Genomic DNA, 12,839 nt, shown 5'->3' on the forward strand with positions numbered 1-12,839 from the left:
GCGCAGCACCGGGCGCGTCCAGCGGCCGCCGCGCAGCGTGCACGAACCGGCATCGGCCTGCACCGCGTCGATCACGGCCTCGAGCCCGCCGTCGAGTTCGAGCAGCCCGCCGAAGCGGTCGCCGTGCTCGGMGGCCAGCGTCGCAGCCAGGCCCGACAGCGGCGCCTGCGCCAGCGAACCGGCGCTCACGAGCCACAGCCGCACGTCGATGCCGGCACGCAGGCGGATCACGGCCTGCGCGTCCTGCACGATGGCGTACAGCGCGGGCACGTCGCCGACCGTCTGCACATCGAGCGGCCGCAGGTCGACGACATCGAGGCGCGCCGACGGCGCGAGGCCCGCCAGCGCCGCCGCATCGGCCAGCCGGTGCACCATCTCGCCGCGCTGCTGCAGCGCCTGCGCGAGGCCGCCGCGGTCGCCGATCACGGCCCATTCGCGGACCTGCGGCTTCGGCGTCAGCACCGCCTCGGCGTCAGCCAGCGCGTAGAACGCATCGGCCGCATCGGCACGCGCTGCGGCGCCCAGGCGTTCGAGCACCAGGCCGTCGAGCTGCAGCACCGGGCCTTGCTCGTCGAACAGCAGCGCATCGACACGCACCGGCTCGCCATCGCCTTGCGGCGCGGTCGCGCGGGCATGGATCCAGCCAGGGCCGGTCAGCGGCCGCAACAGGCGCGCACCGTCGAGCCGCGTCGGCAGCCACAGCGCGCCGGGCGGGGCCAGCATCACCATCAGCTGGAAGCAGGCGTCGAGCGCGGCGGGCGGGATGCCGAAGCGCTCGTCGCCCATCGGCGAGAGCTGTGCCAGCGCTTCGGCGGGCGCGAACCAGGCCTGCGCGATGCCGTGCAGCGCAGCGCCGAATTTCGCGCCGGCGGCGTCGAGGCGTGCGTAGAAACCTGCCCCGCTGACTGCCGGTTGCGTGCGCAGCCGCGCCGGCGCGGTGGCGTCGTGGGTGATCGCAGCCAGCGGCGCGACGTACGCCTGCGCATGCAGCGTCCATGCGCTGTCGTCGCGGGTCTGGAAGCTCAAGCCCAGCGTGCCGTCCGCGCCGGCCACGGCCTGCAGCTGCAGCGCGCTCGCGACGTCGGGCTGCAGGTGCAGCGCGCGATCGAAGCGCAGGCCGTGCACGCCGGCACCCGGCGCCAGTGTCTGCACTGCGGCCAGCGACAGCTCCAGCCACGCCGACGCCGGCAGCACCGCGCTGCCATGCAGCGCGTGCGCGAACCAGGCCGGCACGCGGCCCGGGTCGATCGAGACATTCCACAGCGCACCCGCCGGCGTGCCGGCCAGCGCGATGCCGGCGCCGAGCACCGGATGCCGGCTGTCGACCACCGGGCCATGGCCCTGCCCGCCGGCCGGGGCGATGTCGGCCGCGGCGATCCAGTGGCGTTCGCGCTGCCACGGGTAGGTCGGCAGCGTCAGCGTGCTGCCGCGCGGCAGCACGCGCGCCCAATCGAGCGCGACGCCGGCGCAGTGCAGCGCACCGAGTGCGGCGCGCAAGGCAGGCAGCTCGGGCTCGTCGCGGCGCGCGCAGGCGATCGCCGTGACCTCGTGCCCGCCGGCCTGCGCCGTCTGCTGCACCGACGGCAGCAGCACCGGATGCGGCCCGAGCTCGACGAACACCGTGACGCCATCGGCCAGCAGCTGCTGCACCGTCGCGCCGAAGCGCACCGGCTGGCGCAGGTTGTCGGCCCAGTAGCGGCCGGTCAGCTCGGCGCCTTCGGCACGGCGCGCAAGCACCGTCGAGTACAGCGCCGCGCGCGTGGCCTGGGGTTGCAGGTCGTGCAGCTCCGCGGCGAGCTCGGCCGCCAGCGGCTGCATCTGCGGGCTGTGCGAGGCCACGTCGACCTTGACCAGGCGACAGAACACGCCTTCGGATTCCAGCTGGGCCATCAGCGCCTGCACGACGGCCGGGTCGCCGGAGATCACGCTGGAGCGCGGGCTGTTGCTGACGGCCACCGCGACCTGGGCTTCCTGCCCGGCGATGCGAGCCTGCGCCTCGGCCATGCCCAGCTCGACCAGCGCCATCGCGCCCTGCCCGCTCGTGCGGCGCATCAGCGCGCTGCGGCGGCAGATGATGCGCATCGCCTGCGGCAGGCTCAGCGCGCCGGCCACCGTGGCTGCGGCGACCTCGCCCATGCTGTGGCCGACCACCGCATCGGGTTCGATGCCGTGCGCGCGCCACAGCGCGGCATAGGCCCACGCCAGCGCGACCAGCACCGGCTGGATCACGTCGATCTGGTCGAGGCGGTATGCGGGGCTGCCGGGCTCGGCGGCGAGCTGTTCGGCGATCGACCAGTCGGCGAACGGCCGGGCGGCTTCGTCGCACGCATCGAGCGCTGCGCGGAAGACGGGTTCGCGCGCCATCAGCTCGCGCGCCATGCCGGTCCATTGCGCGCCCTGGCCAGGGCAGATGAACGCGATCTTCGGTCGCTCGGACGGCGCGGCACCCTCGGCCGCCGCCGCCTCGCCATCGGCATACCGCTTCAGCGCGGCCGCCATCGCCAGCGCATCGTCGGCAACGAAGGCCGCGCGCTGCGCCAGCGCGGTGCGACGCGTCGCGGCGTTCCAGCAGACATCGGCCAGCGGCGCGCCGGCGGTCAGCAACGCGGCGTAGCGCAGCGCCAGTGCGCGCAAGGCTGCATCGCTGCGTGCCGAGAGAACAAGCAAGGGCACGGTGCCGTCGGCGCTCACCGTCTCGGCCTGCGGCGCCCCCTCGAGCACGACGTGCGCATTGGTGCCTGCGATGCCGAACGCGCTGATGCCGGCCAGCGGCGCCTGCGCCGGCCACGGCCGCGCCTCGCGCGCGACCTCCACCGGCATCTGCGCCCACGGAATCGCCGGGTTCGGCTCGCGGCAGTGCAGGCTCGCCGGGATCTGCCGGTGCTGCAGCGCGAGCGCCGCCTTGATGAAACCGGCCACGCCGGCTGCGCCCTCGGTGTGGCCGAAGTTGGTCTTCACCGAACCGACCGCGGCCCGCCCGCCCGCCGCGCGGCCCTCGCCGAGCACATCGGACAACGCGCCCAGCTCGACCGGGTCGCCCRSCSGCGTGCCGGTGCCGTGCGCCTCGACATAGCCGACCTCGGCGGCCGGGCGCCCGGCATCGCGGTACGCGCTGCGCAGCAAGGCCTGCTGCCCGCTGCGGCTGGGCGTGCCCATTGAGCCGCTGCTGCGGCCATCGTTGTTGACCGCGCTGCCGCGGATCAGCGCGTAGATGCGGTCGCCATCGGCCTGCGCCTGCGCCAGCGTCTTCAGCACGACCAGGCCGGCACCTTCGCTGCGCACGTAGCCGTCGCCGCGCGCATCGCCGAACTTGCAGCGGCCGTCGGGCGCCATCATGCGGCTCTGCGAGTACGCGATGCTGATGTGCGGCTGCAGGATGATGTTGACGCCGCCGGCGATCGCGAGCGTGCATTCGCCGTGCCGCACCGCGCGCGCCGCGAGGTGGATGGCCGCCAGCGACGACGAGCACGCGGTGTCCAGCGTCAGGCTCGGGCCGCGCAGGCCGAGCGCGTACGACAGCCGGCCCGACGATGCATAGCGCCCGCTGCCGGTGGTCATGTAGAAGTCAACCGCCTCGGGATCGCTGAACAGCCGGGCCTCGAAATCGCCGAGCCACTGGCCGACGTAGACGCCGGCCCGGTCGGTATCGATGCGCGACACGTCCTGGCCCGCGTCTTCGAGCGCCTCCCACGCGGTCTCGAGCAGCAGGCGCTGCTGCGGATCGAGCCGCTCGGCCTCGCGCGGCGAGATGCCGAAGAACTCGGCGTCGAAGTCTTCGATGCCGTCCAGGAAACCGCCCCAGCGCGTCATGATGCGGCCCGGTGTCGCCGGCCGCGGGTCGTGGTAGTGGCCGAGGTCGATGCGGCTCGCGGGGATCTCGGCGATTGCGTCGCGGCCTTCGCTCAGCAGCTGCCAGAAGCTCTGCGGGTCGCTGACACCGCCGGGGAAGCGGCAGCCCATCCCGACGACGGCGACATCAGCAACAACGGCGGCGGCAGCGTGGGCTGGCGTGTCGTTGTCGGTGCTGCGCATGGAAGCCTCTCGTCAGGCGAAGCTGGGGGATTTCGCCAACGGCAGCGCCAGCAGCGGTGCCAGCGTCACCGACAGGTCGGCCAGCAGCGCGTCGCGCCGGCCGGTGAGGTAGAAGTGATCGCCGGGGAACACCCGCACGCGGAACGGGCCGCGCGTCTCGCCGCGCCAGCCTTCGAGGTGAGCGCGTGGCGTCAGCGGGTCGTCGCTGCCGCCGAACACCGACAGCGCGCACGCGAGCGGTGCGCGGCCGGCCGGCGGCTGGTGCGTCTCGAGCGCGGCGATGTCGGCGCGCAGGCTGGGCAGCAGCAGCGCCATCACGTCGGCATGCTGCAGCACCTCGGCCGGAATGCCGCCGTAGCGGCGCTGGATCTCGGCAATGAAGGCCTCGTCGGGCAGGCGGTGCAGCGGCGCATCGGCGGCCGGCCAGTGCGGCGGCCGGCGGCCCGACACGATCAGCTGCGAAGGCACCGGCGCGCCGGCCGCTTGCAGCGCACGCGCCACCTCGGCCGCCAGCACGGCGCCCATGCTGTGGCCGAAGAACGCGAACGGCTTGTCGTCGAGTTCGGGGCGCAGCGCCGGCAGCAACGCATCGATCAAGGCCGGCATGCGGTCGATCGGCGGCTCGTCGAGCCGGTTCGCGCGGCCGGGCAGTTGCACCGCGACCAGCTCCAGCTCGGCCGGCAGGCCGGCGAGCCACGGGCGATACACCGCGGCGCCGACACCGGCATGGTGAAAGCAGAACAGCCGGGCTCGCGCCGCGGGGCGGGGAGTGAACCGTTGCAACCAGGGATTTGGGCTCATCGCACGACGCCGTCGACAAGGGAGTCGAGCCCGCCCAAGTGCGGCCTGTGATCCTCCGTGTCTTTCCAGTGAAGCAATGTAAAGTCAAAGGGCGTCGCGACACCCTCGGGACGACCCCCCATCTGAGTGAAACTGCGCCCCCTGGAATGCGTGGGTCAGCGGGCGGTTTTCGTCGGCTTTTGCAAGGCCTCGTCGAGCGCCTGCTGCGCCTGCGCCTGCCAGCGGTCGTGCAGCGCGAGCGCGGCCCGCGCGGCCTGCTCCGCCTCGTCGCGACGGCCGAGCGCCATCAGCGTGTCAGACAGATTGATGAAGGCCGCCGCGCTGCGGTGCTGTTCGGCCGCGGCGCGGAACACATCGGCCGCCCGCTCCACCTCGCCGCTCGCGCGCAGGCTGTTGCCCCAGCCGATCTRCAGGCTCAGCGTGCCGGGCCAGCGCTGCAGCGCCGACGCATACACGCGGGCCGCGACGGCCGGTGGCGCGCTGCGCTCGAAACCGACGGCGGCCTCGATGGCAGCTTCTGCGTGCGCGGTGGCCGGCCACTCGCCCGGCGGCAACGCGACGAAGGCCCAGAAGCCGGAGCGGCCCCAGGTGTGCTCGAAGGTCGACAGCGGCAGCCGCTCGCGCTCGGTGCGGCCGGAGCGCAGCAGCAGCTCGCCGCGCGGCAGGTCGTGCCCGACGACGACCGCGTAGTGCCACAGCGGCACGAACGACAGCCCCAGGTTCTGCAGCACGACGACCGGATGGCCGGCCGCCAGCTCGCGCAGCAGCGCGTCGAGCTCGCCGGGAATGCGCGTCGCGACCGCGCCGTGGCGGCGGGCACCGGCCAGCATCTCGGTCTGCAGGCTGCCGGCGCGTGCAGGCACGAACACCTCGTCGGCGAGCGCCGCCGGGTCGGCTGCGATGCCGGCCGCGCCGAGCGCGGTGGCCAGCGCCGCCGGGCCGCACCGGTGGTCGGTCTGCGGGGAGAACGGCGTGGCGTGCAGCTCGACCACCGGCGGCAGCCCGGCCGGCGGGTGCGCGCGCAGCGCAGCGGTCTGCACCGCGCAGCCGGTGAGGACGACGCTCAGCGCCAGCAGCGCGGCGCGCATCGCGTCAACGGATCGGCCGCGTGAACGGAAACACCTTCGTGTAGCCGAGGATGTCGGTGATCAGCAGCAGCACCAGCACGAAGATCAGCGAGCCGACGACGTCGTTGGCACCCGCGGGCGCGCGGTCGATCTCGGCGCCCAGCCGCGCGGCCTCGGCATCGCTCAGCGCGGCGACGCGCAGGCGGGCCTGCTCGAGGTCGACACCGCGTTCTGCCAGCACGCGGGCCACGTCCTCGCGCTCCAGCGCCGCCAGCAGGCGCTCGCGCTGCACGGCGCCGCTGGTGACGCCCTCGCTCTCGGCGACCTGCTCGGCGCTGATCGTCACCGCATGCGCCGGCAGGCCGGCGAGGGCCAGGCTGGCGGACAGCAATAGGGACAGGAGGCGGGTGGCGGGGCGCATGCGGATCTCCGGCAGGGGAAGGCCATCGTAGCAAGCCGGCCCCCGGCGCGCGAGCCTGATAGGCTCCGGGTCTGCGTCGGTGCGTGTCGCGCCGCGCCCATCCCCTCCTCCGCCCGCCGTGACCTCTCCCCGCCATTCGATGAGCCCCGCCGTCGTGGTGCTCTCGCTGATCCTGCTGCTCGGGATCCAGCCGGTCACGACCGACCTGTACCTGCCGGCCTTGCCGATGCTGACCCGCGCGCTCGAGGCGCCGGTGTCGGCGGCGCAGCTGACGCTGTCGGCGCTGATCATCTGCTTCGGCGTCGGCCAGCTGGTGTGCGGGCCGCTGGCCGACCGCTTCGGCCGCCGGCCGGTGCTGCTGGCAGGCCTCGCGCTGTACACGGTGGCCAGCGTGCTGAGCGCGCTCGCGCCGTCGATCGGCTGGCTGGTGTGGTGGCGCGCGCTGCAAGGCGCGGCGATGGCGGCGGCGGTGACCTGCGGCCGCTCGATCATCCGCGACCTGTATGCGCCGCACGAAGGCGCACGCGTGATGTCGCGCGCGCTGACCGGCCTGGGCGTGATCGCGATGGCCAGCCCGGTGATCGGCGGCCTGCTCGCGCAGCACCTGGGCTGGCATGCGGCGCTGATGGCGCCGGCGGTGTTCGGTGCGCTGACCCTCGCCTTCATCGCCTGGCGCTTCGAGGAGACGGTGCCGGCGCGCAATGCCGGCGCGACGCGGCTCGGCCCGCTGCTGCGCAACTGGGGCAGCGTCGTGCGCCATCCCACCTTCCAGGCCTGGGCCGCGCTGTCGGCGTTCACCTACGGCGGGCTGTTCTTCCTGCTGGCCGGCTCGTCGTTCGTGTTCATCGAGGTGCTGGGCACCTCGCGCGTCGGCTACGGCGTGATCATGCTCAGCAACTCGCTGGCGTACACGCTGGGCACGCTGCTGTGCCGGCGCCTGCTGGGCTCGCACGGCCTGCGGCGCACGGTGGCGGTGGGCGGGGGCTTCACGCTCGGCGGCGGCCTCTCGATGGCCGCGCTCAGCCTGGCCGGCGTGCACGAGGTGTGGGCGATCGTGCTGCCGCAGTGGCTGTACGCGATCGGCCACGGCATCCACCAACCCTGCGGGCAGGCCGGCGCAGTCGGCCCGTTCCCCGAGAAGGCCGGCACTGCCGCCTCGCTGTCGGGCTTCGGCATGACGCTCAGCGCGCTCGCCGTCGGCCTGTGGCTCGGCAAGCACCTGGACGGCACGGTCTACCCGCTGACGCTCGGCATCGGCCTGTGCAGCATCGGCGTGGCCACCGTCGCCTGGACGCTGGTGCAGCGGCATGGCGAGCCGCCGCGGCCTGCCGCCACCCCCACCGCCACTACCACGCAGGCCGCCTGAACAATTCAAGACGACCCTTTCCCGATGACAGCTTCCCTGAACTACCTCTGCCTCGCCGGCCCCACCGCCTCCGGCAAGACCGCCGCCTCGCTCGCGATCGCGCAGGCGCTGGCCGCACGCGGCACGCCGGTCGAGATCGTCAGCGTCGACTCGGCGCTGGTCTACCGCGGCATGGACATCGGCACCGCGAAGCCGAGCGCCGCCGAGCGCGCGGTGGTGCCGCACCACCTGATCGACATCATCGAGCCGAGCGAGGCGTACTCGGCCGCGCGCTTCGTCGGCGACGCCGAACGGCTGATCGCCGAGATCCATGTGCGCGGCCGCCTGCCGCTGCTGGTGGGCGGCACGATGCTGTACTTCAAGGCGCTGTTCGAGGGCCTGGACGCGATGCCCGCCGCCGACCGCACGGTGCGCGCCGCGCTCGACGCGCAGTGCGAGCGCGAGGGCCTGCATGCGCTGTACCGCGAGCTGCAGCGCGTCGACCCGGTCACCGCCAAGCGGCTGAAGCCGGGCGACCAGCAGCGCATCCAGCGCGCGCTGGAGGTCTACCGCGTCAGCGGCCAGCCGATCTCGTCGTTCCACAGCGAGAAGCCGGCGCGCGACCTGCCGCCGCTGATCTCGCTGGAGCCCACCGACCGCGCCTGGCTGCACCAGCGCATCGAAGCCCGCTTCCACCAGATGCTCGAAGACGGACTGGTCGACGAGGTGCGCACGCTCGAGGCGCGCGGCGACCTCGATGCCGACATGCCGTCGATGCGCTGCGTCGGCTACCGGCAGGCCTGGGAGGCGCTGGTCGAGGACGACCTGAGCGAACTGCCGGAGCGCGGCATCGCGGCGACGCGGCAGCTCGCGAAGCGGCAGATCACCTGGCTGCGCGGCATGCCGCAGCGGCAGGTGATCGCCTGCGACGCGCCGGATGCACTGGAGCGTGCGGTCGAGTGCGCGCTGCGACTGGCCGCATGAGTGCGGCGGTGAGCCCGTTGCTCGAGGTTCACGGGCTCGCGAAGCGCTATGGCGACACACCGGTCTTCGCCGGCGTCGACCTCGCGCTGCAAGCCGGCGAGTTCGTCGCGGTGCTCGGCGAATCGGGCGTCGGCAAATCGAGCTTCCTGAACTGCCTGGCCGGCCTCGACACGGTGGACGCCGGCTCGGTGCACATCGCCGGCACCGAGATCACCGCGCTCGACGACACGCAGCAGGCGCTGTTCCGCCGCGCCCACCTCGGCTTCGTGTTCCAGGCCTTCCATGTGCTGCCGCACCTCACGGTGGCACACAACGTCGGGTTGCCGCTGCTGCTGCAGCACCGGCCGGACGACGCCCGCGTGGCCGAGCTGCTGAGAGCCGTCGGCCTCGACGGGCTCGGCGCGCGGCTGCCGCAGACGCTGTCCGGCGGGCAGTTGCAGCGCGTCGCGATCGCCCGCGCGCTGGTGCACCGGCCGCAGCTGATCCTGGCCGACGAGCCGACCGGCAACCTCGACCCGGCCACCGCCGAGCGGGTGATGGACCTGCTGTCGTCGCAGGTGCGCGAACAGGGCGCCGCCTGCGTGCTGGTGACGCACTCGCGCGCAGCGGCGGCGCGGGCCGACCGCGTGCTGACGCTGACGCCGACCGGGATGAGTGGCTGACGTGCTGTCGCTGCTGCGCCACCTGTCCTGGCCGGAGCTGCGGCACCACCCGTGGCGCAACCTGGCCGCGCTGCTCGCGGTGATGCTGGGCGTCGCGCTCGCGTTCTCGGTGCAGCTGATCAACCAGTCGGCGCTTGGCGAGTTCAGCTCGGCGGTGCGGGCCGTCAACGGCGAACCGGATTTCGAGCTGCGCGGCCAGCGCGGCGGTTTCGACGAAGGGCTCTACGGGCGCGTGGCGACGCTGGCCCAGGTGGCAATCGCAAGCCCGATCGTCGAACTCGACACCTATGCGTTCGATGCGCAAGGGCAGCGCGTGCCGGTGCATGTGGTCGGCATCGATGCGCTGGTGGCGGCGCGGCTGTCGCCGGCGCTGATGCCGCGGCCGAATGCCGAGCTTGACACCGATGCCGATCGCTTCGCGGTGCTGGCGGCCGATTCGATCTTCCTGAATGCGCAGGCGCAGCAGCAACTGGGGAACCCGCGCCGCGTGCGCTTGCAGACGAGCGCCGGCAGCGTCGAGCTGCAGGTGCGCGGCAGCATCGCGGCCAACGGCCCGGCGCTCGCGGTGATGGACATCGCCGGCGCGCAGGCGACGTTCGGCTGGCTCGGGCGGCTCAGCCGCATCGACGTGCGGCTCGCACCGGGTGCCGACCGCGGTGCCGTGCTGCAGGCGCTGGCGCTGCCCGACGGCGTGCGTGCGGCGTCGCCGGACGAAGCGGCGCAGCGGGTGTCGAACGTGTCGCGCGCCTACCGGGTGAACCTGACGGTGCTCGCGCTGGTGGCGCTGTTCACCGGGGCGTTCCTGGTGTTCTCGATCCTGTCGCTGTCGGTCGCGAAGCGCCAGCCGCAGCTCGCTCTTCTTGGCGTGCTGGGCCTGGCCGGGCGTGAGCGCTTGCAGCTGGTGCTGGCGGAGTCGGCACTGCTGGGGGCCGTCGGCAGCGTGCTGGGGCTCGCGCTCGGCACCGCGCTCGCGGCGCTGGCCTTGCGGCTGCTGGCGGGCGACCTGGGCGGCGGGTACTTTCCGGGCGTGGCTCCCCACCTGCAGTTCAGCGCGCTGGCAGCGCTCGCGTATGGCGGGCTCGGCGTGCTGGCCGCGCTGGTCGGCGGGTGGATTCCGGCGCGGGCGGCGCAGCAACTGGCGCCCGCGCAGGCGTTGAAGGGGCTGGGCACGCAGCAAGGCCGCACGGCACGCTGGCCCGGCCCGGCCTTGCTGGCGGCCGGGGTCGTGCTCGCGCTGCTGCCGCCGATCGCCGAGATCCCGCTCGCCGCGTACCTCTCGGTCGCCTGCCTGCTGCTGGGCGGCATCGCCTGCGTGCCGGTGGGTGTCGCGGCGCTGCTGTCGCTGCTGAAACCGTCGACGCGGCCGCTCGCGCTGCTGGCCATCGAGCGCGCCCGCCACCAGCGCAACACCGCGACGATCGCGGTGGCGGGTGTCGTCGCGAGCCTCAGCCTGGCGGTCGCGCTGACGGTGATGGTCGCGAGCTTCCGCGATGCCGTCACCCAATGGCTGGACACCGTGCTGCCGGCCGACCTCTACCTGCGCGCCGCGGCCGGCCCCGGCGGCAACGACGTGGTGACCTTACCGCCGCAACTGCTGCAGCGCGCTGCGGCGGTCGGCGGCGTGCTGCGCGTCGAATCGCAGCGGGTGTCGGTGGTGCAGCTGGATCCGCAGCGGCCGGGCGTCGTGCTGATCGCGCGGCCGTTGTCGCAGCCGGAGAAGGAGCTGCCGCTGGTCGGCGAACTGTTGCCGCTGCCGGCCGGCGAGCGTGCGGCCTACGTCAGCGAGGCGATGGTGAGCCTGTACGGGGCGGCACCGGGCACGCGGCTGGCGATGCCGCTGCCGGACGGCCGCCGCGTGACGCTCTTCGTGCGCGGCGTCTGGCGCGACTACGCGCGCCAGCACGGCGCCGTCACGCTGCATGCGGCCGACTACCAGCAGCTGACCGGCGACACGAAGGTCAACGACATGGCCTTGTGGTTGGCCGCGGGCACCGACCTCGGCAGCGTGCAGACGGCGCTGCGGGCGGCAGCAGCAGCCAGCGGGCTGGACGGCAGCCTGCTGGAGTTCGCATCACCCGGCGAGATCCGGGCGGTCTCGCTGCGCATCTTCGACCGCAGCTTTGCGGTCACCTACTGGCTGCAGGCGGTGGCGATCGCGATCGGGCTGTTCGGCATCGCCGCCAGCTTTTCGGCGCAGGTGCTGGCCCGGCGCAAGGAATTCGGCTTGCTGGCCCACCTGGGGCTGACGCGGCGGCAGGTGCTGGTGGTGGTGTCGATCGAAGGTGCCGTCTGGACGGCCGCCGGCGCGCTGCTCGGCCTGCTGCTGGGGCTGGCCGTCAGCGTCGTGCTGGTGAAGGTCGTCAATCCGCAGAGCTTCCATTGGACGATGGACCTGCTGCTGCCCTGGGGGCGGCTCGCAGCGCTGTGCCTGGCGGTGGTCGCGGCGGGGACCGTCACCGCGTGGCTGTCGGCGCGCAGCGCGGCGGGGCGGCAGATGGCGCTGGCGGTCAAGGAGGACTGGTGACGGCCGCGCAGCTCGAACGGGACGGGAACGGGACGGGCTCAGGCGGGCCGGGCCGCCTGCGCGTCGCGCCAGGTGAGGTAGACGCGCAGGTCGAACTCGAGCTGGTGGTAGTCGGGCGCCATGTGTTCGCACAGCTGGTAGAACGCCTTGTCGTGCGCCCGCTCCTTCAGGTGCGCGAGTTCGTGCACGACGATCATCTTCAGGAAATCGGCAGGCGCCGTCCGGAACACACCGGCGATGCGGATCTCGCGCTTGGCCTTCAGCTGGCTGCCCTGGACGCGCGAGGTCATCACATGCAGGCCGAGCGCGTGCTCGACGACCTGCAGCTTGTTGTCGAAGGCGACCTTGCTGAGCGGCGGTGAACTGCGCATGAAGCGGTTCTTCAGCGCCATCGTGTAGTCGTACAGCGCGCCGTCGGTGCGGATGTCGTGCAGATCGGCGTAGCGCGACGACAGGCGCTCGCCCAGCGTGCCGGCGTCCAGCAGGTCGCGCACCTGGGCTTGCAGCGGCTCGGCGTAGCCGGTCAGGTATTTCAGCGGCGGCGCGGTCATCGGGGGGCGTTCGGCATGCTTTCGGCGGTGGGCCGAGGGTTCACGGGCGTCATGGGGTCAGGGGCGCAGTGTGCCAGCGATGCGCTCGATGCTCGGTGCCGTCGCTCGCATCACCCGATGCACCGGCGACAATCCGCCGATGGACATCGATGCTGAGGCCGTGGCGGCCGAAACCCGCGCCTGGGTCAACCGGGCAGTCATCGGGCTCAACCTGTGCCCGTTCGCGAAGGCGGCGCAGGTGAAGGAGCTGATCCGCTACGTCGTCAGCGACGCGTCCGATGAAGAGAGCCTGATGGCCACGCTGTGCGAAGAGATGCAGCGCCTGGTCGACACGCCGGCAACGGAGATCGAGACCACGCTGGTAATCCATCCCCGCGTGCTGAACGATTTCGCCGACTTCAACGACTTTCTTGGCGCAGCCGAGGATGTGGTCGGCGAGATGGGACTCGAGG

General features: G+C 73.1%; 10 protein-coding genes. 5 read left to right on the forward strand and 5 right to left on the reverse strand.

Going from position 1 to position 12,839, the window contains the following annotated elements:
- The 4 genes from AC1D15_RS06670 to AC1D15_RS06685 all read right to left on the reverse strand — a co-directional run.
- Window positions 1–4,032 (reverse strand): type I polyketide synthase (locus tag AC1D15_RS06670; protein WP_477825380.1); only part of this gene is annotated, 4,032 nt, incomplete at its 3' end.
- 12 nt (window positions 4,033–4,044) lie between these two features.
- A complete protein-coding gene (locus tag AC1D15_RS06675; protein ID WP_477825381.1) occupies window positions 4,045–4,815 on the reverse strand; it encodes a thioesterase II family protein in 771 nt (256 codons plus the stop codon).
- Between the two features lie 173 nt (window positions 4,816–4,988).
- The gene (locus AC1D15_RS06680) at window positions 4,989–5,921 is read right to left on the reverse strand and encodes a PA2778 family cysteine peptidase (RefSeq protein WP_477825382.1); all 933 of its coding nucleotides are present in this window, start codon (window positions 5,919–5,921) and stop codon (window positions 4,989–4,991) included.
- A 4-nt stretch (window positions 5,922–5,925) separates the two neighbouring features.
- On the reverse strand, window positions 5,926–6,321 hold the full coding sequence (locus AC1D15_RS06685) for a PA2779 family protein (RefSeq protein ID WP_477825383.1): 396 nt from the start codon (window positions 6,319–6,321) through the stop codon (window positions 5,926–5,928).
- Between the two features lie 139 nt (window positions 6,322–6,460).
- Here AC1D15_RS06685 and AC1D15_RS06690 point away from each other — a divergent pair, with 139 nt between their 5' ends.
- From AC1D15_RS06690 to AC1D15_RS06705, 4 genes are read left to right on the forward strand one after another with little or no spacing between them, the layout of a single operon-like run.
- Complete coding sequence (locus AC1D15_RS06690) at window positions 6,461–7,687, forward strand: multidrug effflux MFS transporter (protein ID WP_465114439.1); 1,227 nt, start codon at window positions 6,461–6,463, stop codon at window positions 7,685–7,687.
- Window positions 7,688–7,711: 24 nt separating this feature from the next.
- Window positions 7,712–8,650, forward strand: a complete 939-nt coding sequence (gene miaA, locus AC1D15_RS06695) for a tRNA (adenosine(37)-N6)-dimethylallyltransferase MiaA (protein ID WP_477825384.1) — start codon at window positions 7,712–7,714, stop codon at window positions 8,648–8,650.
- Window positions 8,647–9,312 carry an ABC transporter ATP-binding protein gene (locus tag AC1D15_RS06700; RefSeq protein WP_477825385.1) on the forward strand — a complete coding sequence of 222 codons (666 nt, stop codon included), beginning with the start codon at window positions 8,647–8,649 and terminating at the stop codon, window positions 9,310–9,312. Before miaA ends, AC1D15_RS06700 begins: the two co-directional genes overlap by 4 nt.
- Window position 9,313: 1 nt before the next feature.
- Entirely contained in the window at window positions 9,314–11,836 is a 2,523-nt protein-coding gene (locus AC1D15_RS06705; protein ID WP_477825386.1) for an FtsX-like permease family protein, read from the forward strand.
- Between the two features lie 38 nt (window positions 11,837–11,874).
- Here the strand turns inward: AC1D15_RS06705 and AC1D15_RS06710 are convergent, their stop codons facing one another.
- Window positions 11,875–12,387: a YgjP-like metallopeptidase domain-containing protein gene (locus tag AC1D15_RS06710; RefSeq protein ID WP_465114442.1), complete on the reverse strand. Its 513-nt coding sequence runs from the start codon at window positions 12,385–12,387 to the stop codon at window positions 11,875–11,877.
- 79 nt (window positions 12,388–12,466) lie between these two features.
- Between AC1D15_RS06710 and AC1D15_RS06715 the strand changes: the two genes are divergently transcribed.
- Window positions 12,467–12,839 (forward strand): DUF1415 family protein (locus AC1D15_RS06715; RefSeq protein ID WP_477825387.1); only part of this gene is annotated, 373 nt, incomplete at its 3' end.

The sequence above is a fragment of the Rhizobacter sp. P2_H2 genome (assembly GCF_056403375.1).